General features: G+C 58.2%; 20 protein-coding genes. 12 read left to right on the forward strand and 8 right to left on the reverse strand.

Annotated features, from left to right (window positions below; genetic code table 11):
• The first annotated feature begins 140 nt into the window (after window positions 1–140).
• The 9 genes from mntR (at window position 141) to ACQG03_RS07320 (ending at window position 10,793) form a co-directional block, all read left to right on the forward strand.
• Complete coding sequence (gene mntR / locus ACQG03_RS07280; RefSeq protein ID WP_022647526.1) at window positions 141–614, forward strand: manganese-binding transcriptional regulator MntR; 474 nt, start codon at window positions 141–143, stop codon at window positions 612–614.
• Window positions 611–1,720 (forward strand): anion transporter, encoded by a 1,110-nt coding sequence (locus tag ACQG03_RS07285; protein ID WP_022647527.1) that lies wholly within the window; start codon window positions 611–613, stop codon window positions 1,718–1,720. Before mntR ends, ACQG03_RS07285 begins: the two co-directional genes overlap by 4 nt.
• A 101-nt stretch (window positions 1,721–1,821) precedes the next feature.
• Window positions 1,822–2,916 (forward strand): HlyD family secretion protein, encoded by a 1,095-nt coding sequence (locus ACQG03_RS07290; RefSeq protein ID WP_023305746.1) that lies wholly within the window; start codon window positions 1,822–1,824, stop codon window positions 2,914–2,916.
• Complete coding sequence (locus ACQG03_RS07295; protein ID WP_022647529.1) at window positions 2,913–4,484, forward strand: DHA2 family efflux MFS transporter permease subunit; 1,572 nt, start codon at window positions 2,913–2,915, stop codon at window positions 4,482–4,484. The genes ACQG03_RS07290 and ACQG03_RS07295 overlap by 4 nt, the downstream gene beginning before the upstream one ends.
• Window positions 4,484–6,007, forward strand: a complete 1,524-nt coding sequence (locus ACQG03_RS07300) for an efflux transporter outer membrane subunit (protein ID WP_426726108.1) — start codon at window positions 4,484–4,486, stop codon at window positions 6,005–6,007. Before ACQG03_RS07295 ends, ACQG03_RS07300 begins: the two co-directional genes overlap by 1 nt.
• A gap of 102 nt (window positions 6,008–6,109) precedes the next feature.
• Window positions 6,110–7,150, forward strand: coding sequence for an aldo/keto reductase (locus ACQG03_RS07305; protein WP_063163421.1), 1,041 nt, complete (start codon window positions 6,110–6,112; stop codon window positions 7,148–7,150).
• Between the two features lie 161 nt (window positions 7,151–7,311).
• Complete coding sequence (locus ACQG03_RS07310) at window positions 7,312–8,688, forward strand: glycoside hydrolase family 1 protein (protein WP_063163420.1); 1,377 nt, start codon at window positions 7,312–7,314, stop codon at window positions 8,686–8,688.
• 51 nt (window positions 8,689–8,739) lie between these two features.
• Entirely contained in the window at window positions 8,740–10,062 is a 1,323-nt protein-coding gene (locus ACQG03_RS07315; protein WP_063163419.1) for a PTS sugar transporter subunit IIC, read from the forward strand.
• A 14-nt stretch (window positions 10,063–10,076) separates the two neighbouring features.
• Window positions 10,077–10,793, forward strand: a complete 717-nt coding sequence (locus ACQG03_RS07320; RefSeq protein WP_063163418.1) for a GntR family transcriptional regulator — start codon at window positions 10,077–10,079, stop codon at window positions 10,791–10,793.
• 41 nt (window positions 10,794–10,834) lie between these two features.
• On the opposite strand, the gene ldtB is transcribed toward ACQG03_RS07320, so the two are convergent.
• On the reverse strand, window positions 10,835–11,755 hold the full coding sequence (gene ldtB, locus ACQG03_RS07325) for a L,D-transpeptidase (protein WP_003858435.1): 921 nt from the start codon (window positions 11,753–11,755) through the stop codon (window positions 10,835–10,837).
• 222 nt (window positions 11,756–11,977) lie between these two features.
• On the opposite strand from ldtB, the gene ACQG03_RS07330 reads away from it, so the two are divergent.
• Window positions 11,978–13,573 carry an ABC-F family ATPase gene (locus ACQG03_RS07330; RefSeq protein WP_022647534.1) on the forward strand — a complete coding sequence of 532 codons (1,596 nt, stop codon included), beginning with the start codon at window positions 11,978–11,980 and terminating at the stop codon, window positions 13,571–13,573.
• Between the two features lie 92 nt (window positions 13,574–13,665).
• On the opposite strand, the gene ACQG03_RS07335 is transcribed toward ACQG03_RS07330, so the two are convergent.
• Window positions 13,666–16,029 (reverse strand): glycoside hydrolase family 31 protein, encoded by a 2,364-nt coding sequence (locus ACQG03_RS07335; protein WP_063163417.1) that lies wholly within the window; start codon window positions 16,027–16,029, stop codon window positions 13,666–13,668.
• A gap of 17 nt (window positions 16,030–16,046) precedes the next feature.
• The gene (locus ACQG03_RS07340; protein ID WP_023299659.1) at window positions 16,047–17,348 is read right to left on the reverse strand and encodes an MFS transporter; all 1,302 of its coding nucleotides are present in this window, start codon (window positions 17,346–17,348) and stop codon (window positions 16,047–16,049) included.
• Between the two features lie 285 nt (window positions 17,349–17,633).
• Between ACQG03_RS07340 and ACQG03_RS07345 the strand changes: the two genes are divergently transcribed.
• Window positions 17,634–18,707, forward strand: a complete 1,074-nt coding sequence (locus ACQG03_RS07345; RefSeq protein ID WP_032676354.1) for a LacI family DNA-binding transcriptional regulator — start codon at window positions 17,634–17,636, stop codon at window positions 18,705–18,707.
• On the opposite strand, the gene ACQG03_RS07350 is transcribed toward ACQG03_RS07345, so the two are convergent.
• From ACQG03_RS07350 to ACQG03_RS07365, 4 genes are all read right to left on the reverse strand, one after another.
• On the reverse strand, window positions 18,704–19,960 hold the full coding sequence (locus tag ACQG03_RS07350) for a DUF1479 domain-containing protein (protein ID WP_063163416.1): 1,257 nt from the start codon (window positions 19,958–19,960) through the stop codon (window positions 18,704–18,706). The two genes, ACQG03_RS07345 and ACQG03_RS07350, sit on opposite strands and share 4 nt — an antisense overlap.
• Window positions 19,961–20,110: 150 nt before the next feature.
• A complete protein-coding gene (locus ACQG03_RS07355) occupies window positions 20,111–20,926 on the reverse strand; it encodes a Cof-type HAD-IIB family hydrolase (RefSeq protein WP_032624595.1) in 816 nt (271 codons plus the stop codon).
• A gap of 166 nt (window positions 20,927–21,092) precedes the next feature.
• Window positions 21,093–23,525 (reverse strand): formate C-acetyltransferase/glycerol dehydratase family glycyl radical enzyme, encoded by a 2,433-nt coding sequence (locus ACQG03_RS07360; RefSeq protein WP_063163415.1) that lies wholly within the window; start codon window positions 23,523–23,525, stop codon window positions 21,093–21,095.
• 4 nt (window positions 23,526–23,529) lie between these two features.
• Window positions 23,530–24,429 (reverse strand): glycyl-radical enzyme activating protein, encoded by a 900-nt coding sequence (locus ACQG03_RS07365; RefSeq protein WP_023305754.1) that lies wholly within the window; start codon window positions 24,427–24,429, stop codon window positions 23,530–23,532.
• Window positions 24,430–24,556: 127 nt separating this feature from the next.
• Here ACQG03_RS07365 and fsa point away from each other — a divergent pair, with 127 nt between their 5' ends.
• Complete coding sequence (fsa, locus tag ACQG03_RS07370; RefSeq protein ID WP_022647542.1) at window positions 24,557–25,219, forward strand: fructose-6-phosphate aldolase; 663 nt, start codon at window positions 24,557–24,559, stop codon at window positions 25,217–25,219.
• 98 nt (window positions 25,220–25,317) lie between these two features.
• Here fsa and moeB read toward each other — a convergent pair whose 3' ends face one another.
• Entirely contained in the window at window positions 25,318–26,070 is a 753-nt protein-coding gene (moeB, locus tag ACQG03_RS07375) for a molybdopterin-synthase adenylyltransferase MoeB (RefSeq protein ID WP_038415730.1), read from the reverse strand.
• Window position 26,071 lies beyond the last annotated feature (1 nt).

Genomic DNA, 26,071 nt, shown 5'->3' on the forward strand with positions numbered 1-26,071 from the left:
CTGCATTACATACAGATATAGCACAGGCTATATTGTATAGCTATGGCTAATTCGTTAATTTTTTGTGCTTGTAGAGCTATGGTTTACAATGTGCGCTCCGTTACAGGGCGCTGGAAGCGTCAACCCATTGAGGAAGCACAATGAACCGTCGCGCAGGTAAGCCAACAACAAAAAAAACGACGCAACTGGTGAACGTTGAAGAGCATGTGGAAGGCTTCCGTCAGGTGCGTGAGGCGCACCGCCGGGAGCTGATTGATGATTATGTCGAACTGATCTCCGATCTGATTCGTGAAGTTGGAGAAGCGCGCCAGGTGGATATGGCCGCACGCCTGGGGGTGTCGCAGCCAACCGTTGCCAAAATGTTAAAACGTCTGGCGTCGGTCGGGCTGATCGAGATGATCCCCTGGCGCGGGGTGTTTCTCACCGCTGAAGGCGAAAAGCTGGCGCAGGAGAGCCGCGAGCGCCATCAGATCGTCGAGAATTTTTTACTGGTGCTGGGCGTCAGCCCGGAAATCGCCCGTCGGGATGCCGAAGGTATGGAACACCACGTCAGCGAAGAGACGCTGGTGAAGTTCCGCGAATTTACGCTCAAATATGGCCCCGCCGCTGAATGAACATCCCCGGCTTGCAGGCCCTGAAACGCGATCGTTTTTTCCATCTTTTACTTATCACTGGCGTTGGGCTCAGCGTCTTTGTGCCCTTCACGCCGCACACCTGGCCGGCGGCCATAGACTGGCGCACCATTATTACCCTGAGCGGTTTGATGATGCTCACCAAAGGCGTAGAGCTGAGCGGCTATTTTGACGTGCTGGGGCGCAAAATGGTGCGCCGCTTCGCCACCGAGCGCAAACTGGCTCTGTTCATGGTCTTTTCGGCGGCGCTGCTGTCGACGTTCCTCACTAATGACGTAGCGCTGTTTATCGTGGTGCCGCTTACGCTCACGCTGCGTAAGCTGTGCGAAATACCGGTTACCCGTCTGATTATCTTTGAAGCGCTGGCCGTCAATGCAGGCTCGCTGCTCACGCCGATCGGTAACCCGCAGAACATTCTGCTGTGGGGACGCTCCGACCTGTCGTTTACCGCATTTACCTGGCAGATGGCGCCGCTGGCGCTGGCGATCGTGGCGACGCTGCTGGTGGTGGGCTGGTTTGCTTTCCCGAATAAATCGTTGCAGTACCACAGCGGTACCACCGGCCCCCAGTGGCAGCCGCGTCTCGTCTGGAGCTGCCTGGGACTGTATATCGTTTTCATTACCGCGCTGGAGTTAAACCAGGCGCTGGCGGGCGCGCTGCTGGTGGCGTGTGGCTTCCTGTTCCTCGCCCGGCGGGTGCTGGTGAGCGTTGACTGGACGCTGCTGCTGGTGTTTATGGCGATGTTTATTGACGTCCATCTACTGATCCAGCTCCCGGTATTGCAGACCGTTCTCCATAGCGTCAGCGGTCTGTCGCAGCCGGGACTATGGCTAACGGCGATTGGTCTCTCGCAGGTGATCAGTAACGTGCCGTCCACCATTTTGCTGCTTAACTATGTTCCCCCAACGGTACTGCTGGCGTGGGCGGTCAACGTCGGCGGCTTTGGGCTGCTGCCCGGCTCGCTGGCCAACCTCATCGCCCTGCGGATGGCCAACGATCGCCGCATCTGGTGGCGCTTCCATTTATGGTCAATCCCGATGCTGCTCTGGTCTGCGGCGGTCGGTTTCGGACTATTCCTTCTCATATAGTGCGCAATTTGTCAGTTTTTCCTGGCAAATGTATAGCAACGTCCTAGCTTTAGTGAACGGCATAGTGTGATGCCGCTCACTGACAGGACCGTTGCTGAACTATGGCAGAAGATCAAAATCCACCTGCTGACGAGCAGGATCAAAACAATAACGAGCGCAAGCGCCCGGGCAAAAAACCGTTAATTATCCTTGGCATCGTGGTCATCGTGATGGTGATCGTGGCGCTGGTCTGGTGGTTTTTAACCCGTAACGAAGAGACCACCGACGACGCCTTCACCGACGGCGACGTAGTGACCATTGCCCCAAAAACGGCAGGCTACGTTACCGAACTTCGCGTGCGGGATAACCAGCGTGTAAAGAAAGGGGATGTGCTGGTGGTGATCGATCCGCGTGATACCACCGCCCAGCGCGATCAGGCTCAGGCCCAGCTTGGGCTGGCGGTTGCGCAGTTGCATCAGGCGCAGGCGCAGCTGGCGCTCTCGAAGGTGCAATATCCCGCCCAGCGCGATGAAGCCAAAGCCCAGGTACTGAAAGCCCAGGCGGATATGACCAACGCTCAGGCGGAGTACCGCCGTCAGCGCGGCGTTGACCCCCGCGCGACCACACAACAAAGCATCGATGCCGCGAACGCTCAACTGCGGAGTGCCCAGGCGGGTCTGGCCAGCGCGCAGGCGCAGCTGGAGGTGGCGGAGCAAGTCCAGCTGCAAATCCGCCAGCAGGAGACTAACGTCGAAGCCCGCGAACGGCAGGTCGATCAGGCCAGAGCGCAGTTGGAAACCGCCAACCTGAACCTCTCTTATACCGAAGTCCGCGCCCCGTTCGACGGTTTTGTCACCAAACGCAACGTCCAGCCTGGTACGCTAGTGCAGGCAGGCACGGCACTGTTCTCGCTGGTTTCCCCGAACGTGTGGGTGGTGGCGAACTTCAAGGAGTCGCAGCTTGAACGTATGAAGCCGGGCGACAAAGTGACCGTGTCCGTCGATGCCTGGCCGGATATGGCGCTCGAAGGCCATATTGACAGCATCCAGCAGGGCAGCGGCTCGCGCTTCTCCGCCTTCCCGTCGGAAAACGCCACCGGTAACTTTGTGAAGATCGTTCAGCGCGTGCCGGTGAAAATCGTCATTGATAAGGGGCTGGATCCGAACAAACCGCTGCCGCTGGGGCTGTCGGTTGAACCGAAGGTCACCGTGGAATGACGGACAGCAGCCACGAAAACTGGAAGCCCGCCAGTAACCCGTGGGCGGTGGCGATTGTGGTCACCCTGGCGGTGTTTATGGAAATTCTGGACACCACCATCGTCAACGTGGCGCTGCCCCACGTCGCGGGGTCGCTCTCGGCCAGCTATGACGAATCCACCTGGGTGCTCACCAGCTACCTGGTGGCGAACGGCATCGTGCTGCCGATCTCGGCCTTCCTGAGCCGGCTGTTTGGCCGCAAGCAGTTCTTCCTGATCTGCATTGTGATGTTCACCATCTGCTCGTTCCTGTGCGGCATCGCCACCGAGCTTTGGCAAATCATCCTGTTCCGTGTGATGCAGGGCTTTTTTGGCGGCGGGTTGCAGCCCACGCAGCAATCGGTGCTGCTCGATTACTTCAAACCGGAGGACAGGGGCAAAGCCTTTGGCCTTTCATCCATTGCCATTATCGTCGCGCCGGTACTTGGCCCGACGCTGGGAGGCTGGATCACCGATAACTACTCCTGGCGCTGGGTGTTCTTTATCAATATTCCGGTAGGGATTGTGACGGTGCTGGCCATCTATCAGCTGCTGGAAGATCCGCCGTGGGAGAAAAAGTCGGAAGAGAAGCTCACCGTCGACTGGACGGGGATCGGCCTGATCGCTCTCGGACTTGGCTGTTTGCAGGTGATGCTCGACCGGGGCGAAGATGATGACTGGTTCTATTCGAACTTTATCCGCACCTTCGCGGTACTGACGCTGGTCGGCATTATCGGCGCGATCTACTGGCTGATGTATGCCAAAAAGCCGGTGGTGGATCTGCACTGTATGAAGGACCGCAACTTTGCGATCTCCAGCCTGCTGATGGCGGGGATGGCGATGATCCTGTACGGCAGTTCGGTGGTTATTCCGCAACTGGCGCAGCAGGATTTGGGCTATACCGCCACCTGGTCCGGGCTGGTGCTCTCGCCCGGCGCGGTGCTGATTGTGCTGACTATTCCGCTGGTACTGAAGCTGATGCCGGTGGTGCAGACGCGCTGGATCATCGCCTTCGGCTTTACCTGCCTGGCGGTGTCGTTCTTCTGGTCCCGGACGCTGACACCGGATATCGATTTCGAAACGCTGGTGCTGTTCCGCAGCGCCCAGTCGATTGGACTCGGGTTCCTGTTTGTGCCCCTCACCACCATCGCCTTTATCTCGATCCCGAGGCGGCTTAACGCCGACGCGGCGGCGCTGTTTACCATGTTCCGCAACGTGGCTGGCTCGATTGGGATTTCGCTCTCGACGGCGGCGATCACCGAGCGCTCGCAGGCGCACAGCGCGCATCTGGCTTACCACGCTTCGCCGTTTAATGAGCAGTTCCAGCTGGCGATACGCGAAAGCGCCCAGGCGATCCAGAACTTCACCACTCAGGTGGGCGATCCGACCGGCATTGCCACCGGGCGGATGTACCAGACCATGATCGAGCAGTCGCGCTTTCTGGCCTACATCGACGTCTTCACCATTCTGAGCGCGGTGGCCTTCTTACTGATTCCGTTTTGTTTGTTGCTCTCGCCGGTTAAGAGCGAGGGGAGTGCAGGAGCACACTGATGATACACAGACGTTTACACCCCCTGATGATAATGATGCTGCTGGTGGGCTGCGCCGTCGGGCCGGACTACCAACAGCCTGCACCGCCCGCCACCACGCACTGGAACGATAAGGGCGACGGCGCGGTGAAATCGCAAACATCCTCCGCCGCCACCAACCCGCGCTGGTGGAAAACCTTCGGCTCGCCGCAGCTCGACAGCCTGATTGAACGCGCCATCGCCGGAAATCTGACGCTACAGCAAACGGTATTGCGCATTGCCGGCGCGCGCGAACAGATTAACCAGGCCGGCGGGGCATTTTTCCCGTCGGTGAATGGCAATGTGCAGGCGACGCGCCAGCAGCTTGGGCTGGAAGGGGAGCTGAAATCCCACGGCGTGTATGACCAGTTGAATAATGTCGATCCGCAGCTGCGAAGCGCGTTAGGCCCGCTGACGCAGCCGATTAACCTCTATCAGGGCAGCTTCGACGCTCAGTGGGAAATCGACCTGTGGGGCAAGGTGCGCCGTCAGGTAGAAGCGGCCGAGGCGCAGCAGCGGGCGGCGATCGAGCAGCGTAACGATGCGCTGGTCTCGCTGGAAGCCGAAGTGGCGCGGGCGTGGCTACAGCTGCGAGGGGCGCAGAGCATCATTGCCACGCTTAATACGCAAATTGAAAGCGCGCAGCAGACGCTGGATCTGACCGAAAGCCGCCAGCGGGGCGGGCTGTCACCGCAGATGGACGTAGAAAACGCCCGGGCGCAGTTGGGCAATCTTGAAGCCCAATTGCCGCAGTATCAGGCGCAGGAACGCCAGGCGATGAACGGGCTGGCCATCCTGCTCGGCAAACCGCCGGGGGCGCTGGATGCCGAATTACAATCCGTGCAGCCGATGCCAGCGTTGCCGGATATTGTGCAAACCGGCATTCCGTCAACGCTGGCGCGTCGTCGCCCGGACGTGCGCGAAGCCGAGGCGAACCTCCATGCCGCCACGGCGCAAATTGGCGTCTCGGTAGCCGAACTGTTCCCAAGCTTCACCCTCTCCGGGCAGTTTGGCCTGCGTAACAGCGAATCCGGCTGGCTGACCGACTGGAGCAGCCACTTTTACAGCTTCGGTCCGCAGGTCTCCATCCCCATCTTCCAGGGCGGTCGGCTGGTCTCCAGCGTCAAGGTGGCCCGCGCACAGCAAGGGGCGGCGGGGCTGGACTATCGTCAGACGGTGCTGACGGCGCTCGGCGACGTTGAAAACGCGCTGGTGAGCTATCGCACCGACCAGCAGCGTGAGGCGGGCCTGGCGAAAACCATCGAGGCGCTGCAAAACGCTTTTGATCTCGCCAGCGACAGCTACCGGCAGGGGATCGCCAGTTTTATTGACGTGCTGGACGCCCAGCGTCAGCTCGCTCAGGCCGAACAGCAGCGGGCGCAGGCGCAGGTGCAGAGCGCGCTTGACCTGGTGGCGCTCTACAAAGCCCTCGGCGGCGGCTGGGAGCCGTATCAGCAGGTTCAGCTGCCAGACTACAGCGTCTTTGGCGATGCCCCGCGCGGATAGATTCAGAGGATTGGGCAAGAAACGGACAGGAACGCCACATTCGCGATGGCTGGGGGGCGGGTATAACTAACAGACACCCAATCGACATGCGAGGAAAGCGTTATGCGTTATCAAAAACTGGGCAATACCGGACTGTTTGTTTCTGAACTCTGCCTCGGCACCATGACCTTCGGCGGCGAGGGCGGCATGTGGGGCAAGATTGGCCAGCTAAGGCAAAACGAAGCCGAGCAGCTGGTGGGCCGCGCGCTGGACGCGGGCATCAACTTTATCGACACTGCCGACGTCTATTCGGAAGGACGCTCGGAGGAGATCCTCGGGCAGGCGCTGAAAAACCTGAACGTTCCACGTGAAAACGTGGTGGTCGCCACAAAGGTGTTTGGTGAAACGGGCACGGCGGGAGTGAACTCACGCGGCGGCTCGCGCTATCACATTATCGACAGCGTAAAGGAGAGCCTGCGCCGCCTGCAGCTCGATCATATCGATCTCTATCAGCTGCACGGTTTCGACCCCGCGACCCCCATCGAGGAGACGCTTTATGCACTGGATAACCTTGTGCAGCACGGTCACGTGCGATACATCGGCGTCTCGAACTGGACTGCGTGGCAGATTGCCAAAGCGCTCGGTATTTCTGTACGTCTTGGGCTGGCGCGTTTCGCATCGTTGCAGGCGTATTACACCATTGCCGGACGTGACCTGGAGCGCGAGCTGGTGCCGATGATGCAGAGCGAAGGCGTCGGATTGATGGTCTGGAGCCCGCTGGCGGGCGGCCTGCTGAGCGGAAAATACGGTCGTGACGGGCAGAGCGAAACCGGAGGCCGCCGTCTGGAATTTGACTTCCCGCCGGTGAATAAAGATCGCGCCTTCGACTGCGTGGACGTAATGCGCGTCATTGCCGAGCGTAGGGGCGTCTCCGTGGCGCAAATCGCGCTGGCATGGCTGCTGCATCAAAAAGCGGTGACCAGCGTCATTATTGGTGCGAAACGCGTCGATCAGCTGGACGATAATATTGCCGCCACCGGGATCCGCTTAAGCGAAGACGAGCTTAAACAGCTTGATGCCGTCAGCGCGCTGCCGCGCGAATATCCAGGCTGGATGCTGGAGCGGCAGGGGGAATACCGTCGTAGTCAACTCGCGCAGCAGTAACCTTCCTTTTCCCCGGTGGCGCTTCGCTTACCGGGGCTACTATCTCTGGTCTTTATTTCAACCCACCTCACAAAAAATGCTCCTTCTCTTTGCCTGATGTTTCATCTCGATCTATATGACTAGTCATTAAATTTAAATGACTAGTCATATAGGGAGCAACCATGAACAAATCAATGCCAGCCAGCTTTTTATGGGGCAACTCGGTATCCAGCATGCAGACGGAAGGGGCATGGAATGAGGGCGGGAAGGGGATGTCGGTATATGACATTCGGGAAGCAGGAGAAAACATCTCCGACTGGAAAGTGGCGACCGACTCCTACCACCGCTACCGGGAAGATTTCGATCTGATGCAGGATCTGGGCATGAACTGCTACCGCTTCCAGATCTCCTGGAGCCGCGTCTGCCCGCAGGGTGACGGCGAGTTCAACGCCGAAGGTATCGCGTTTTACGACCGCTTTATTAACGATCTGCTCGCCCGCGGTATTGAGCCGATGGTCTGCCTCTACCACTTCGATATGCCGCTGGCGCTGGCGCAGGAGTACAACGGCTTCAACGACCGCCGGGTGATGGAGGCCTTTATCCGCTACGGCAAGAAGATGATCGACTGCTACGGCGATCGCGTGAAGTACTGGCTGACCTTCAACGAGCAGAACATTTTCCATATGCCGGAAGCTTTTCGCATTTCCGGTTACATGAAAGGCGAGCAAACCCTGCGCGAGCTGTATGAGCTTCAGCACCATGCGATGGTGGCGCACATGACTCTGACCGAATACCTGCACCAGACCCAGCCAGGCAAGCTGATGGGCGGCATGCTGGCGCACCAGCTGATTTATCCAGCCACCTGCAAACCGCGCGATATCTTCTGCGCCCAGCAGTACGACGAATTCCTCAACCAGAACCTGCTGCGCGTCTTCGCGGGACAGGGCTACAGCCCGGCGGTGATGGCGGTGGTGGAGCAGGAGGGCTTCGGTGATATCTACCGCGCAGACGATCTCGCGCTGTTTGCGCGCACGAAGAACGACTTTATGGCCTTCAGCTATTACGCCAGCAAAACGCTGGACAGCGATGCCATTCCTGAAGGCACGCCGGTGAACCATTACCTGCTGCATGGCGAGAAAAATAACCCGTACCTGAAAGCCACCGAGTGGAACTGGCAGATCGACCCGCTGGGCTTTCGCACCATCATCACCCGCTATGCCAACGACTGGCGGATGCCGGTATTCCCGATTGAAAACGGCATCGGCGTGATCGAGTCCTGGGACGGGGTAAACCCGATCGAGGACACCTACCGCATCGACTACCACCGGGCGCACATCGAGGCGATGAAAGCGGCAATATTCGAGGACGGGGCAGAGGTAATGGGCTACCTCGGCTGGGGCTTAATCGACATTCTCAGCTCGCAGGGTGACATGCGTAAGCGCTACGGCGTGGTCTACGTCAACCGTGAAAATCACGACCTGAAAGACCTTAAGCGCGTGCCGAAGAAGAGCTACGCGTGGTTAAAACAGGTTATCCATACTAACGGACGCGAGATGTAAGCCGTACGCTGCCGGGCCGTTTTTGTGACTGATTGATGGGAATACTCCGCTATGTCTGAAACAAAAATAACACCGCACATGCAGTCTTTTGTCGATAAATTTGTTGAGTTCTCGGCGCGCCTGGCAAACCAGGTGCATCTTCGCTCCCTGCGCGACGCTTTCGCCACGGTGATGCCGATTTTCATCCTCGCCGGTCTGGCGGTGCTGGTGAACAACGTCGTGTTTCCATGGGTGCTGGAAGGCGACACGCTCACGCAGTTTAAGGTGTGGGGCGAGGCGATTATCAACGGCACGCTGAACATCGCCGCGCTGCTGCTGGCACCGATGATCGCCTGGTCGCTGGCGCGCAACAAAGATTTCGACAATCCGATCTCGGCAGTAGTTATCGCCGTCAGCAGCTTCATCATCATGATGCCGATGCGCTTACAGATTACGCCTGTCGGCAGCGACGCCACGGTGAACGTCACCCAGGTGCTGACGTTCGCCAATATCGGCTCGACCGGCATTTTCGCCGGGGTGCTGATTGGGCTGCTCTCAACCGAGCTGTTTATCGCCATTTCACGGCTGAAGGCGCTGCACATTTCGCTGGGGGAGAACGTGCCTCCGGCGGTGAGCAAATCCTTTACCGCGCTGATCCCGACAATCCTCACGCTCTCCCTGTTTGCGGTGCTGGCGGCCATACTGGCGAACGTTCTGCATACGGATCTGATCCATCTCATTACGACATTCATTCAGCAGCCGCTGCGGCTGATCAACACCAGTCTGCCCGGGACGATCTTCATTTACAGCTTCGGTAACTTCCTGTTCACGCTCGGTATTCATCAGTCGGTAGTTAACAGCGTGGTGCTGGAGCCGTTTCTGCTGATCAACACCAACGAGAACATGCTGGCCTTTGCCAACGGCCAGCCGATCCCACACATCATCAACAACATTTTTGTGCCGACCTTTGGCATGGTGGGCGGGACGGGCAGCACTATCTCATTGCTGATCGCTATCTTCATCTTCTCAAGACAGAAATCAGCGAAGCAGGTGGCGCGTCTGTCACTGGCGCCGGGTCTGTTCAACATCAACGAGCCGGTGATTTTCGGCCTGCCGATTGTCTTTAACCTGCCGCTGATGATCCCGTTTGTGCTGCTGCCCGCCATCGGGATTTACTTTGCGTGGCTCTGTACCACGCTGGGTCTGATGTCGCGCTGCGTGGTGATGATCCCGTGGACCACGCCGCCGATCCTCAGCGCCTGGCTGGCGACGGCGGGAGACTGGCGGGCGGTGGTGGTGCAGTTGGCAATCATCGTATTTGGTGTATTCTTCTACCTGCCTTTCCTCAAGGTGGCCGAGCGAGTGGCCTTGAAAAACAGCGGGACAGAAAACTAATTTAAGGAAGGAAGATGGCGGCGAAGTACATCACCATAGCGCGGGAAATTAAGAAACGCATTATTACCCAGCAGTACGCCGCCAATGAACCGTTGCCGGACCAGTTCGCGCTGGCGGCGGAATTCAGCACCAGCCGGATGACCATTCAGCAGGCGATGCGTCAGCTGATCGTAGAAGGGCTGGTCTATACCCGGCAGGGACAGGGCACGTTCATCCGCAAAAATTTCCTCCAGCTTTCCCAGTGGGATCTCTCCGGCAGCGACTACTTTGGGGCGACCAAAACCTGGGAACATTTAGGCACGGTGACGAGCCAGGTGGTGCACTTCGAACTTCGCTTCCCGAACGAGAAAGAGCAGGCCTCGCTGATGATAAATCCGGATACGCCGATCTATGACTTCATCCGTCTGCGTTTACTCAACGGTGAGCCGATGTCCCTGGACGCCACGGTGATGCCGCTCAATCTGGTGCCCGGCCTGAACAAAGCCCATCTTGAAAGTTCGGTATTCCGGTATGTGCAGGAGACGCTGGGGCTGAAGATCATGGGATCGTATCGTGTGGTGCGGGCGCTGAAGCCCAGTGCGCTGGATATGCAGCATCTGGTCTGTGAGCCAACCGACCCGGTGCTGGAGGTCGAGCAGGTGATCTATCTGGAAGATGGTACGCCGCTGGAGTACGCCCATTGTCACTATCGCTATGACCATGGCGGCATCGTTATTGTGAATAACGGATAAAAAAAAGCGGGCCTCGAGGCCCGCTTTGTTCGTGCTCGCGATTAGTTCAAACGCACCGGCATACCGGAACGGTTCTGAATCGCCTGGTCAACGATGGTCGTGTCAACATCCGCCTGAGAGGTAACGGACTGCACCGCGCTGGTCAGCTTAATCGGTACGATTTCGTTGTTGTTGATCTGATCTTCGCTGGTGGACAGCGGATTATGCACTTCAATGTAACGGCTGCCGTCCGGCTCTGACGTCGCTTTCACCGGTTCGTTAATGAACTGCACGCGCGTACCGACCGGCACGTTATCGAACAGGAATTTGATGTCTTCATTACGCAGACGTACGCAGCCGTGGCTTACGCGTAGGCCGATACCGAAGTTGGCGTTAGTACCGTGGATGGCATACAGACGACCAATGTACAGCGCGTACAGACCCATCGGGTTATCAGGGCCAGCAGGCACAACGGCCGGTAGCGGTTCACCGGCAGCAATGTACTCAGCGTGCATTTTGGCGGTCGGCGTCCAGGTTGGGCCCGCTTTCTTACGCTCCACTTTGGTGGTCCAGTTCAGCGGGGTGTCTTTACCCAGCTGACCGATACCGATAGGCAGCACGATCACGGTGTTGGTGCCTTTCGGGTAGTAATACAGACGCATTTCGGCGCTGTTAATCACGATACCTTCGTGCACGGTATCCGGCAGGATCAACTGCTGTGGAATGTTGAGTACGGTACCCGCTTTCGGCAGATACGGGTCAACGCCCGGGTTCGCTTCCAGCATGTTAGACAGGCCGAGCTGATACTGCGCCGCAAAGTATTCCAGCGGCTGAGTGTTACCTTCCGGAACCGTCACCACCTGGTTTTCACCCACCAGACGGCTTCCGTCTGTCGGCAGGGGATACGTCACCGCAGACGCGGTCTTACAAAAACCTACTACGGCTAACGCCGCCGCAAAAAGCGTTGTTAATTTCATGTTCATGTTATGCGAGGTATCTAAGCCATTCTGGCGATGAGTTGAGAAGTCTGAATCTGTAATGGGAGCGCATTATATGTGCATTCCCGTTAACTGGGAATTCAGATGTGTACGAAATCACATTTTTTTCGATTTTGTTAAAGTTTAGTGGATTACCGCAACACAGGATCTCAATTCGGAATTGTGGCATAATGCCGCGTTTATCACACTTTTCGCAGGAATCTCTCCGTGTTAGTTACCAGCAACGTCACTATGCAGTTTGGCAGTAAGCCGCTGTTCGAAAATATTTCCGTCAAATTTGGCGGCGGCAACCGTTACGGCCTGATTGGTGCCAACGGTAGCGGAAAATCCACCTTTATGAAGATCCTCGGCGGTGACCTGGAGCCGACGCTGGGCAACGTGTCGCTCGACCCGAACGAGCGTATCGGTAAGCTGCGTCAGGATCAGTTCGCCTTCGAAGAGTTCACCGTGCTCGACACCGTGATCATGGGGCATGCGGAGCTGTGGGAAGTGAAGCAGGAACGCGATCGTATCTACGGTCTCGCTGAGATGAGCGAAGAAGACGGTTACAAAGTGGCCGACCTGGAAACGCAGTACGGCGAAATGGACGGTTATTCTGCGGAAGCGCGTGCGGGCGAACTGCTGCTGGGCGTCGGCATTCCTGTTGAACAGCATTATGGTCCGATGAGCGAAGTTGCGCCAGGCTGGAAGCTGCGTGTGCTGCTGGCGCAGGCGCTGTTCTCTAATCCAGACATCCTGCTGCTCGACGAACCGACCAACAACCTGGACATCGACACCATCCGCTGGCTGGAGCAGACGCTGAACGATCGCGACAGCACCATGATCATCATCTCGCACGACCGTCACTTCCTGAACATGGTGTGTACCCACATGGCGGATCTGGATTACGGCGAGCTGCGCGTTTATCCGGGCAACTACGATGAGTACATGACGGCGGCAACCCAGGCGCGTGAACGTCTGCTTGCCGACAACGCCAAGAAGAAAGCGCAGATTGCTGACCTGCAATCCTTCGTCAGCCGCTTCAGCGCTAACGCCTCTAAATCGCGCCAGGCAACGTCGCGTGCCCGTCAGATCGACAAAATCAAGCTCGAAGAGGTAAAAGCCTCCAGCCGTCAGAACCCGTTCATCCGCTTCGAGCAGGACAAGAAGCTGTTCCGTAACGCGCTGGAAGTGGAAGCCCTCACCAAAGGCTTCGATGAAGGCCCGCTGTTCAAAAACTTCAACCTGCTGCTGGAAGTGGGCGAGAAGATTGCTATCCTGGGTGCCAACGGCGTGGGTAAATCCACTATGCTGAAAACTCTGGTGGGCGAAATGCAACCGGATAACGGTACCGTGAAATGGTCTGAAAACGCGCAGATTGGTTACTACGCGCAGGACCATGAATATGAGTTCGAAAACGATCTGACCGTCTTCGACTGGATGAGCCAGTGGAAGCAGGAAGGCGACGACGAGCAGGCGGTACGCAGCATTCTGGGGCGTCTGCTGTTCAGCCAGGACGACATCAAAAAGCCCGCCAAAGTGCTCTCCGGTGGTGAAAAGGGCCGTATGCTGTTCGGCAAGCTGATGATGGAAAAACCGAATATCCTGGTGATGGACGAACCAACCAACCACCTGGATATGGAATCGATCGAATCCCTGAACATGGCGCTGGAGATGTATCAGGGCACCCTGATCTTCGTCTCTCACGACCGTGAGTTCGTTAGCTCCCTGGCGACCCGCGTGATCGAAATCACGCCAGAGCGCGTGGTGGACTTTACCGGTAACTACGAAGATTACCTGCGCAGTAAAGGTATCGAGAGTTAAAAAAATAGCCGGGTGGCGGCTTCGCCTTACCCGGCCTACGTTCTATCCTCTCTCCCTGTGGGAGAGGGTTAGGGTGAGGGCATCAGGACGTACTAAACCACCCACTCGCCCCCTTCAACCCCGTTCACCCGCAGCGTACGTTTTTCCCCCGTCGGTAACGACACCTTCAGTGCCTTCCATGCCGGACGATAGTCGCCGCGCGCATTCACCTTCAGGTTGATACTTGCGCCGTCGCACACCATCTCCCATTCCACCCACAGCGCATTGCCGTTCAGGTAGCCCCAGCTTTCGCCGTCATCCTCAAACAGCAGCCCGGAGGTGGTGCCGACGCCTTTCACCGGGAACAGTTTTAGCTCACGGGTAACGTCTTTATCGGCGCTCACGTGACGGATGCGTTCGCTGAGCGGCAAACCGGCCCCTGCGCGCACCAGAAGCGGCAGCTTTTCCAGCGGCGCATCAAGGACGATCGATTGCCCGCCCGCATACCACGCGTGGGTGTAAAAATCGTACCAGCCAGTTTCGTTATCCGGCAGCCAGACGCGGCGCTCGCGCTGCCCGGCTTCGACGACGCTGGCCACCAGCAGGTCACGGCCCAGCAGGAAGTCGTCGCACTCTTCAAAGGTCTGCGCATCGTGTTCATGATCGAGGAAGGTCGGGCGCAGCATCGGCTCGTCGTCGGCGTGCGCCTGCCAGAGCAGGGTGTAGAGATACGGCAGCAGGCGATAGCGCAGTTCAATGGCGCTGCGAATCGCAGGGGTCACGCCCGGGTACATCCACGGTTCGTTCACGGTGCGATCGTCATTCCACGAGTGGATGGTAAAGCGCGGATGCATCACGCCGTTCTGTACCCAGCGCACGAACAGCTCGGCATCCGGCTTGTCGCCGGAGAAACCGCCGACGTCGTGACCGACGTTGAACAGTCCGGACAGGCTCATGCCCAGGCCCATGCGGATGTTGTAGCGCAGGGTGTCCCAGTTGGTACAGTTGTCGCCGCTCCAGGTCTGAACGTAGCGCTGCATTCCGGCACAGCCGGAGCGGGAGATCAGATACGGACGTTTATCCGGCGCAAAGCGCTGCTGTGCTTCCAGCGAGGCGCGCATCATCAGCAGCGGCATCACCGGGCGAATATGCTTGATGGCGATCTCCTGGCCGAAGCCATAGCAGCGCGCTTCCCCGTCCCACACTTCATACTCGTTGTTGTCGTTCCAGGTGGAGTCGATGCCCATTTCCAGCAACTGCGTGGTCACGCCGTTCTGCCACCACTGCACCGTCTGCGGGTTGGTGAAGTCGAGATGCGATCCTTCGTCATCCCAGAAGCTGGAACGTTCAGGCGCATCGGTTTCTGAATCGCGAATGAACAGGCCGCGTTCCGCCACTTCGCCGTAGCGGGGATGATCCTGCAACAGACACGGCTTGATGTTTGCCGCAAGCCGCAGCCCCGCGTCGTGGAACGCCTGGCTCATCACCTTCGGCTGCGGCACTTTGTCGTAGTTCCAGTTAAAAACGTAGCGCTTGCCGTTAATCGAGGTATAGCCGGAGGAGAGCTGGAACGAGTCGCACGGAATGGCATGCTCATCGCACAGGCGGATGAAGTTCATCAGCTGGTCCTGCGCGTCCGGCGCGTCGGTGTAGTGCATGGTTGAGCCGCTGTAGCCCAGGCTCCACTTCGGTCCGAACAGCGTTTTCCCCGTCAGGCGCACGAAGGCTTTCGTCACGTCCAGCACGCGCTTGCCGGTGAAGAGGTAGTAGTCAATATCGCCCGCTTCCGCCTGCCAGCGGCGGTAGGCGGTGTGATAGTTGTCGATCTCGTTACCCAGATCCAGCCAGCAGCTGCTCAGGTTATCGTAGAACAGGCCGTAGCTCACGTCATCGCGACGGGTGAGGGTGAACGGGATGTGCTTGTAAAGCGGATCGGTGCTGGCGGCGTTATAGCCCATCGCGTCCAGGTTACGCATCTCATAGCGTTTGCCGTTACGCTGTAAATCCCCCGCTTTCTCACCCAGACCGTAAAAACGTTCATCCTTACGGCGGCTGAGATAGTGCGCCACGCCGTCACCGTGGGCGTTCAGCAGGTAGGCGCTGGTGGGACGGTCGTTAACCAGCGGCTGCCACTCGCCCGCTTCATTGCGGTAGTGCCACTCCAGCCACAGGGGCTGGTGGACGGTGACGCGCAGCTGTTCGGTCGCTACGGTTAACGCATCGCCCAGCTGCGTCAGTGTCCAGGCCGGGCAGGTGAAGCCGCTGACATCGTCACGACGGCGGCCTTCCCACGGTACGTCTTGTTCCGGCGCGATGCTCCAGGTGCGGTCCAGTGCCAGCTGGCCTTTACGCTTGATCAGCACGCGGAACAGATTCTCTTCCAGCACATACAGGCACAGACGGTGCTGGTTATCCACCAGCAGTTCCAGATGATTCGCTGACTGCGTATCGATGGTCCAGTTTTTCAGGGTTTTCATATGCAATACATCCACTATCAGGCGCGCTTGGCGCGACGTTCAGCAATAAATGCCACCAGGAAGAAAGCGCCAATCAGGTCAAAGAAGCCCATGGCGATAAAGAGCGGGTTGAAGCCGATTTTGTCGGCGGTCACCCCAATCAAAAGGGAGAACAGGAAGCTGGCGATCCACGCCGCCGAGCCGCGCATGCCGTTAACCGTCGCCATCTGGCCCTTGTCGAACGACTCCACGACCAGCGCGCTCAGCATGCAGGAGATAATCTGGTGGCCGAAACCGCCGATGGAGATCAGCACGATGGTGATATACGGGTCGCGGGTCACGGCCACAACGGCCAGAGAAATCATCAAAAACGCGCCGGTCACTGAACTTGCCACCACCGAGTTGACGCGGGTGCAGCCGAACCAGCGGGTATAAAGCCGGGTGAGGTAGCCGCTCGCCACGCTGCCGAGGTCGGCGGCGAGGAACGGCAGCCAGGCGAACATCGCGATCTGTTTCAAATCCATGCCGTGCTCTTTGGCGAGGTACAGCGGCACCCAGAAGCTCAGCACCGCCCAGGCGGGTTCCGCCATAAAGGCCGGAATGGCGATACCGTAGAACCGTTTGTTCTTCGAGACGGTTTTCAGCGCGGTCAGAAAGGGCAGCCTGACCGGTGCGGGTTCGTTATCCTGTTTGATAAACGCCAGCTCGTCGCGGCTCAGGTTCGGGTGTTGCTCCGGGTTGTGATAGAAGATCCACCACAGGATCACCCACAGCAGCGCCAGCACGCCGGTAAACATAAACGCACCCTGCCAGCCGAACGACGCATGAGCGAAGTAAATGATTGGCGGAGCCAGCATCGCACCGATGGAGAAGCCCACGCCCGCCCAACCGGCGGCAACAGGACGCTCTGATTTCGGGAACCATTCACCGATGGTTTTGGCGTTCGCTGGCGTGGCGGCGGCTTCGGACGCGCCCATAAAGAAGCGCAGGATCGCGAGATGCAGCCAGCTCCCGGCACCTGCGTGGAAGATACACATCAGCGCCCAAATCCCGGCGCAGACCATAAAGCCAATCTTGAGGCCGATAACGTCAATCAGCCAGCCGCAAAGGGGCTGGAAAATGGTATAGGCGATCTGGAACGCGCCGACGATCCACGAGTATTGCTCGGTGGTGATACCAAGGCTCTCTTTCAGCTCGGGGGCGAGAATACCTAACGAGTTACGGGTGATGTAGTTTACGGTCACGCCAAGAAGAAACAGCACCAGTACGTACCAGCGCAGATTCTTAATGACGCGACGGGTTTTGCTTGTCGCAACGGTGTTGTTGATGTCCTGACTCATTTTCTTCTCCACAAGACGGACGGTAAGGGACAAAGGTTCAGGTGTCACACAGCGTCAGGCGTTTGAAAGTTATCTGTTTTAGAGTGCTAAGCTGCTATACAACTAGTATGGAAGTTGTGTGACAGGTTCACCTTAAGAGAGAAATTGAGCAGGAAATAGTGGATTTTGTGCAAACTTTCTCATAACCGAGGTTTAATTTTCGGCATTATGGCCTTCTCGCAAGTTATTACCTGATAAAGATGTTGTGAAAATTTTTTCATTTCACATCCGGAGCCAGATCACAAAATGGATAAAAGGCTTAAAATCACCGAAATCGCCGCCCGTACCCGGCTCTCCATCAGCACCGTTTCCCGCGTGCTGGCGGGGAAGGCAAACACCAGCGAAAAAGCACGGGCAACGGTGCTGGCATGCGCGCGGGAGCTGGGGGTAATAGAGGGCATGGCGGCGGGGCGTCTGCTGCTTAACAGCCTGATGGTGTTTGCCCCGCAGCGGGCGTTTGACGAGCGGTCTGACATCTTTTACTACCGCGTCATCCAGAGCGTGAGCAAAGGGCTGGCCTCGCACGAGGTTCGCCTGCGTTACTGTGCGCTGGAGGAGAACGACAGCGACGCCCAGCTGTTTCTGGCCCGCATGAACGAAGTGGACACCCAGGCGGCGATCCTCCTCGGTATCGACGATCCGCATATCCACGATCTGGCGGTAGACGTGGGCAAACCCTGCATGCTGATTAACTGCCGGGACCGCCACATGCGCCTGCCCGCCGTCGCGCCGGATCACCGCGCCATTGGCGAGCGGGCGGCGGAGTACCTGTTCGAGATGGGGCACCGGGAGGTGATGAATGTGCTGTGTTTGCGTCGCTATACCATGGAGCTGCGCCTGTCGGGGATCCGCGACGCGTGGCACGGCCATAACCTCAGGTTTAGCGACCGGCGCGATCTGCTGATGGTGCCAAGCTTCAGCGCCAAAGAGACGGAGCAGCTGGTGAGTGAGTGGCTTCACCAGCAAAAAGGGAAAGATCTGCCGACGGCGTTCCTGGTGGGCGGCGACTTTATGGCGGCGGGGACCATCAGCGCCCTGCAAAAACACGGTCTGCGCGTGCCGCAGGATGTCTCGGTGATGAGCATCGACGGCTTTAATCTCGCGGCGATTCAGGATGTGCCTCTGACGGCGGTGCATGTCCCGCGCGATGAGCTGGGAACAGAAGCGGTATATATGCTCCAGCAGCGGCTGATGCGCCCGGACGCGCCGGTCGGAACATTGCTGCTGAACGGCACGCTGGCCGTGCGGGAATCGGTACGGCGGATACGTCAGGGAAAACGACGCACCGCCGTTGAGCGGGAAGGGCTTTACGACAGTTAAGCCATGCCCAGCGCGCGCTTGCCGTGGATGTTCAGATCGTTCACGGTGAAACGGTCCTGCCAGCTTTTCTCATAATCCTCGCGCGGGAAATCTCCCGGTGACGCGCCGGTTTCCAGCGCTTCCTTGACCTTTTTCGCGTAGGCGAGGTTTTTCTCGCACATCGGCGCGGCAGGAATATACATCACGTTGCCCCAGCCCTGTTGGTTTTCCACCGGCGCGACCGAGTGGATCACATCGCAATGCCACCAGACAGAATCACCGGCTTCCAGCGCGGGAATGCTGGTCAACGCTTCGATGAGCAGCGGATGCCACTTCTCAGAAATCGGCAGCACGCGCCCCGGCGCCACGCCGCACAGTTCGTCTTCCGGCACGTCGTCCAGCAGCGGACGCAGCAGAATGTAAGCCATCGCTTCCGGGATCGGCACCACGTGCAGCAGCCCCTGGCCGGGGATCATGTCCGACAGTGCCGTCCAGCCCTGGAAGGTGCGGAACACGGAGCATTTGGTGGTGTTATCCACTGTGTACTCTTCCACCTCGGTACGGTGCGCAGCATTCCACGGATCGTATTTCTCAACGTTGCCGTCAAACACGCGGGCAAAGACCTGCTGATAAGCGGGCAGCAGCCAGCGCTCCAGCGCGCCGGAATCGGTGTGTGCGCCAAGTCCTTTCGAGGTTGTTCCTGGTGGGCGGCGGCGAATGCGGTCCGGATAAATTACGCTCACGTCCGGGTCGAACCACTGCTTACCGTTGCTCTCAAATGTCCATAAACGGTTCAGGAACGACTGTACCTGTGCCATCTCTTCACTCTGGCGCGCCTGCATTTGCGCCTGAGACCAGTAGATCGGATAAATCTCCGGGCGAGAGGCCGTTAAGGTGCCGAAGAAGTTATCGCCGGGTCCTTTGTAAACCTCGTCAAACTTATTCAGATCGAGGTAGTCGAGCATCGATTGATCCCATGCCAGCGCCTGCTCGCGCGGGAAGTGGCTTTTGATCACCGCGCAGCCGCGACGTTTAACCGCTTCGCGCTGTTCGGCGGTGATCGTACCGTTTTTCACATCCGTAAAGGGGATTACCGGCCATACGGATTCACCTTTATTTTTAAGGGCGTTAATTTCCGCCAAGCGGGCGGCGATTTTGTCGCTAAGCCGGTCGAACACTGCCTGCACGTCACCGATCTGGGCCCGTAGCGCGCGTTTCATCTGACGAATTGCCGCTTTGTGGTCCGCTGGCAACGTTTCGCTGGTAAAAGTCATAACTGCCTCGCATCTTTCATTCGAAAGTAAAAGTGTCTACAAGTGATACTTTAAGTTAAAAATAAGTTAATGCAAGTTTAAAACCTTGACGGGCGCCACAGGATGGAAAAAGAGTGAAGGGGCCGGAGCGAGGCTCCGGCAGGTAGGGGATCAGACGTCGAACGGGGAGTGGGCGTCGAGCACGGCCTGAATCACATTCAGCGCGCCCTGATGGTTGTTATCGTCGGTAGTGTAACGGCTGACCGCTTGAATGCTTTCCGCCGCATTGCCCATCGCAAATGAATATTTCACCAGCTTCAGCATTTCCGCATCGTTGCCACTGTCGCCAATGCCCACGCACGCCTGCGGGGAGACTTTCCAGCGTTTCAGCAGACGACTGATGCCGTTGGCTTTGTGCAGGCCCGGGATAATCAAATCGACAAAACCGAAGCCGCTGGTAACCGGCTTCATGATGCCGTCCAGGGAGACATGCAGTTTATCAACCAGGTTCGGGATATCGCTGTCCGGCAGGTTCAGGGAGAATTTAAACAGCACGTCGTCAATGTCGCGGTAATCGCTGATGGGTTTTAAGCGATGGTAGTGTTTCGACATCAGCTTCACGAACGCTTCTGGAGCCTTATCGCTGACGTACGCGCTCTCCAGCCCGCAGGCCACAAAGTTCAGCCCTTTGTCTTTCAGCAACTCGCCAATGACGATCTGCGACTCATGACGCGTTAGCTCACCGTGGAAAATCTGTTCGCCGTGGTCGAACACCAGCGCGCCGTTTTCCGCGACGAAGGAGATCTGATCTTTCAGCTCCGGGAAAAAGGAGATGAGCTGGTAATACTGGTTGCCGCTGGCGACAACAAATTCGATGTTACGGGCTTTAAGCTGCTCAAACTGTGCCTGGAAGCGGTCACGATCGTACTGCTTGGCATCATCAAGGAAAGTTCCGTCCATATCGGTGACGATAACTTTTACGGTCATACTGTGCTCCTGGGTCACTGCGTTTTGAAACATTCTAATAACAAGGTGACGGGGAGCACAAATTTAATTTCGAATGAAAGTCAGAAAGCCGGGTGGCGGCTTCGCCTTACACGGCCTAAGGGGAGACAATGTAGGCCCGGTAAGCGAAGCGCCACCGGGCGTTTTTTTACAGTGTATGCTCGGTACGGGCAATAATATCGTCCTGCGCATCAGGTGACAGGGCGGTGAAGAACGCCGAGTAACCCGCGACGCGCACCACCAGGTCACGATACTGATCAGGGTGTTTCTTCGCTTCCAGCAGCGTTTCGCGCGAGACAATGTTGTACTGAATATGCCAGCCTTTATGCACCTCAAAGAAAGTGCGCAGCAGCACCATCAGCTTCTGGCGATCGCTGTCGTTTTCCAGCGTCGACGGGTTCAGCTTCTGGTTAAGCAGCACGCCGCCGAGGATCGCTTCCGTCGGCAGTTTACCCACGGAGCCAATCACCGCCGTCGGGCCGAGGTGGTCGGTACCGGAGGCCGGGCTTGCCCCTTCCGCCAGCGGGGTGTGCGCTTTACGTCCGTCCGGCGTCGCCATGGTTGCTGCGCCAAACGGCACGTTTGCGGAGATAGACGACGTGCCCGCGTAGTAGTTACCCCCAATTGGGCCACGGCCGTAGCGTGGGTTGTGATACTGCTTCAGTTCTTCAATGTAGGTTTCGTAGGCACGGGTCAGCAGCAGGTCCACGCTGTCGTCGTCGTTGCCGTACTTCGGCGCGCCGTTGATCAGGCGCTGGCGCAGCTGCTCGTGGGTCAGCCCCTCGAAGTCATCCGCCAGCGCCGCCGCCAGCTGTTGCTGACCGATAACGCCCTGGTCAAACACCAGCTTCTTCACCGCGGCCAGGCTGTTACCGAGGTTGGCGATCCCCACCTGAAGGCCGGAAACCCAGTCATACTTCGCGCCGCCCTGCTTAATGCTTTTCGCGCGTTCGATGCAGTCGTCCACCAGCGCCGAGCAGAGAATATCGTGGACGTTCTCTTCCAGCATGGTGTCCACCACGTACTCGATCTCAATGGATTTGCGGGTGTAGTAGCGGATCTGGGTGTCCCACGCCGCCATCACCTCCTCGAAGTTATCGAAGTTACCGGCAGAGAGGGCTTTCTGCTGCGGCAGAAACACCTTGCCGCTGGTGGCATCGCGACCGCCTTCCAGCGCTGCCAGCATCACGCGGGCGAAGTTGATAAAGCTCATGCCGGTGCAGCGATAGCCCCACTTTCCGCCGACGGCGGTTTCGATGCAGCCAATCGCCGCATAGTCATACGCGTCCTCTCGATCCACGCCGAGCTTGATAAATTCCGGGATGACGATTTCATCGTTGTTAAACGCCGGCATCCCGAAGCCGCAGCGGATCACCTGCACGCAAGCGTCGAGGTAGTCGTTGCTCATGCCAGCGTGGTAGCGCACGCTCAGGTTTGGCTGGGTGGAGCGCAGACGGCCGCAGGATTCCAGAATTGCGTAGGAGAGCGGGTTGACCGCGTCCATTGGCTCGCCGTTGACCAGCTTCTGGCCGCCGATGGTGACGTTCTGATACAGCGGGCTGCCCGCAGAGGCTTTGGAGTGCGAGCCGGAGCGGATTTTGTTCACCTCCAGCAGCTTCAGCCAGCAGCTGTGCAGCAGCTCGATGGCGTGCTCGCGATCCAGGCTCTGGTCCAGCTCCACGTCGCGGCGATAGTACGGGTAAAGGTACTGGTCCATACGGGCAAAGGAGACGGAGTGACCGTTGGACTCAATTTGCAGGATCAGCTGAATGAAGTAGCACAGCTGTAGCGCCTGCCAGAAGCTTTTTGGCGGCTGGTGGGCGATGATGTCGCAGTTTTCCGCCATCGCCAGCAGCTCGTCGCGGCGGCTGTCGCGGGTTTCGCTGGCGGCCATCTCACGAGCCAGATCGGCGAAGCGCCTGATGTGCAGGCTTACGGCTTCCAGCACGATATCAATGGCTTTCAGGAACTGATCGCCGTGCAGATCGTCCAGTACCGTCAGGTTGATGCGCGAGCGGCGCTCGGCTACTTTCGCGCGCAGGCCGTCGAGCCCTTTCTCCAGCACCAGCGGGAAATTCACCGCCAGGTGTGCGTCACCGGAGGTCATGTTACCTTCCGCTTTGATGATGCCGGTTTCCAGCAGGCCCTTCTGCTCGTCGGTAAACATACCGTAGCAGCGATCCTGTACCGTCTGGCCGCGCCACCACGGGCAGATTTCATGCAGAACGCGTTTATTCTCTTCGCTCACCGCAAAGCCTGCACCTGGACGGTCCGCCAGATCGTCAATCTCTTTCTCAATCCAGGAGACGGTATATTCCGGGAAGATCGGCGCGGCACGCACTTCGCTGGCCTGGTTACCGATAATCAGCTCATCGTGCTTGATCCAGATGGTGCGTTTTGCCAGGTGGTGGGCGAGGGCCAGCGCGCGACGTACCGGGATCGGCTTGTCCAGATGCTGCTGATACATTTCGGTATAGTGCTGCGCGCGTTCGGTACAGACCGGCGGCTTAACGATATGCACCAGAGCCGTTTTGTGCGCCTTGATGCGCTCGCTGAGGGTGTTGAGATTCAGGGTGGTCATAAGTTTATCCTCGTAAGGTCGCGGTTAACCCTTTCTGGCAGGCATACTGCTGCGCGAAGTCCAGCAGGGCAGGGTTATCCAGCGGTTTGTCAGGGGCAGAGTAGGGTTGGCCGAGCAGGGTGTATTTGTTCATGCCCAGCGTGTGATACGGCAGAAAATGAATATCATCGACGCCGAGTTCATCGGCGGCGAAGTTGGTAATGGCGGTAACCGACGCTTCATCGGCGTTAAAGCCCTGGATCAGCGGCACGCGGATGGTGATCTTCTTCCCGACGGTAGCCAGGCGCTTCAGGTTGTCCAGGATCCGCTTAGCAGAGCCATCGGTCCACTGCTTGAACACCTCGCCGTCGACATGTTTCAGGTCCGCCAGGAACAGATCGACATACGGCAGTGAAGGCTCGATATAATGCCAGGGCACGTGAAGGCAGGTTTCAACCGCAGTATGAATGCCTTGTTCATGGCTGGCTTTAAACAGGGCGTGCGCCAGGTCAGGATTCATAAACGGCTCGCCGCCGGAAAGGGTGATCCCGCCGCCGCTGCGGTCGTAGAAGGGCTTGTCGCGCAGCACGGTGGCCATAATCTCCTCCACCTGCTTCTCTTCACCGCAGACGGTAAGCGCCTGCGTCGGGCAGCAGTCGGTGAGGGCAGTGAGCGTCTTTTCACTTAATTTTTCACGATGGATGGTCAACCCGTTCAGCGCGCGTTCAACACACCCTGGCGCGGCCTGCTGACACAGGTCACAGCCGTCCAGACACAGACGGGCGTCAAACAGGACGTCCCGCGTGCGGGAGCGGCTTTCCGGGTTCTGGCACCAGCGACAGCCCAGCGAGCAGCCTTTCAGGAACACCACGGTTCGAATACCGGGGCCGTCGTGGGTGGAGTAACGCTGTATGTTGAAGATCATTTTTTTGCCCTCTAATTACATATGAAGATTAAATTACTTTCGAATGAAAGTTATCTTGATATGGGTCAATTCATGAGCAGGTTTTCTCGTGATAGGGTAAATGCAGGCTAATTTTGAGGGTGACATCATGGAACTTTATCTCGACACATCTGACGTTGCGGCAGTCAAAAAGCTGGCGCGTATCTTCCCGCTGGCGGGCGTGACCACTAACCCAAGCATTGTGGCGGCGGGTAAAACCCCCCTGGAAGAGTTGCTGCCCGCGCTGCACGACGCGCTGGGCGGCAAGGGCCGGCTGTTCGCCCAGGTGATGGCGAAGACCGCCGAGGGGATGGTGGAAGACGCACGTAAGCTGCGCGCGATAATCGATGACCTGGTGGTGAAAGTGCCCGTGACCGCTGAAGGGCTGGCGGCGATCAAGATGCTGAAAGCAGAAGGGATCCCGACGCTGGGTACCGCGGTATACGGCGCAGCGCAGGGGATGCTCTCCGCGCTGGCGGGTGCTGAGTATGTGGCCCCTTACGTGAACCGCGTGGACGCGCAGGGCGGGGACGGGATCCAGACGGTGATTGAACTGCAACAATTGCTTACGCTGCACGCACCGCAGTCAAAAGTGCTCGCCGCGAGCTTTAAAACGCCGCGCCAGGCGCTGGACTGCCTGCTGGCAGGGTGCGAGTCCATCACGCTGCCGCTGGACGTGGCGCAGCAGTTTATTACCTCTCCGGCAGTAGATGCGGCAATTGTGAAGTTTGAGCAGGACTGGCAGGGGGCGTTTGGGCGGACGTCTATTTGATGCTGTTGCCGGGTGGCGCTGACGCTTACCCGGCCTACGATTTTCTCCCTCTCCCTGTGGGAGAGGGCCGGGGTGAGGGCATCAGGCCGCAGCAGGGTTTAACCTCCGCACACCTCACACCCCGGATTACGCATCAGCTTCATCTCGCGGAACTGACAGGTCATCGCGTCATACATCACGATTTTGCCCGCTGCGGGCGTGCCGTAATGCGCCAGCACCTTAATCGCCTCCATCGCCTGCAAGGAACCAATCACCCCAACCAGCGGCGCCATCACGCCCGCCTCGACGCAGGTCAGCGCATTCTCGCCAAACAGACGGCTCAGGCAACGGTAGCAGGGCTCTCCCTCAGCGTAGGTGAAAACGCTGATTTGCCCCTCCATGCGGATGGCCGCGCCGGAAATTAGCGGCGTTTTATGGGCAAAGCAGCCCGCATTGAGCTGGTTACGAATGGCTACGTTATCGGTGCAGTCCAGCACCAGGTCATGCCGAGCAATCTGCGCAAACAGCGCGTCGTCATCCAGCATCGCGTCAATCAGGGTGAACTGAACGTTGGGGTTAATTCGCGCCAGCGCCGTGCGCGCAGATTCCACTTTCGGCTGACCAACCGTCGCGTCGCTGTGCAGCGTCTGGCGTTGCAGGTTCGACACCGACACGGTATCGAAATCCAGTAGCGTCATGCGGCCGACGCCCGCCGCAGCCAGATATTGCGCCGCCGCGCAGCCCAGCCCGCCAAGGCCGACAACCAGCACGCTGGCCGCCTTGAGCGCTTCCTGACCCTCGAAATCAAACCCGCGCAGCACGATCTGGCGGTTGTAGCGCATCATCTCCGGGTCGCTCAGTTCCACCGTCATG

Origin of the sequence: Enterobacter cloacae complex sp. 342H5 (assembly GCF_050030905.1) — a bacterium.
Lineage (GTDB): Bacteria > Pseudomonadota > Gammaproteobacteria > Enterobacterales > Enterobacteriaceae > Enterobacter > Enterobacter intestinihominis.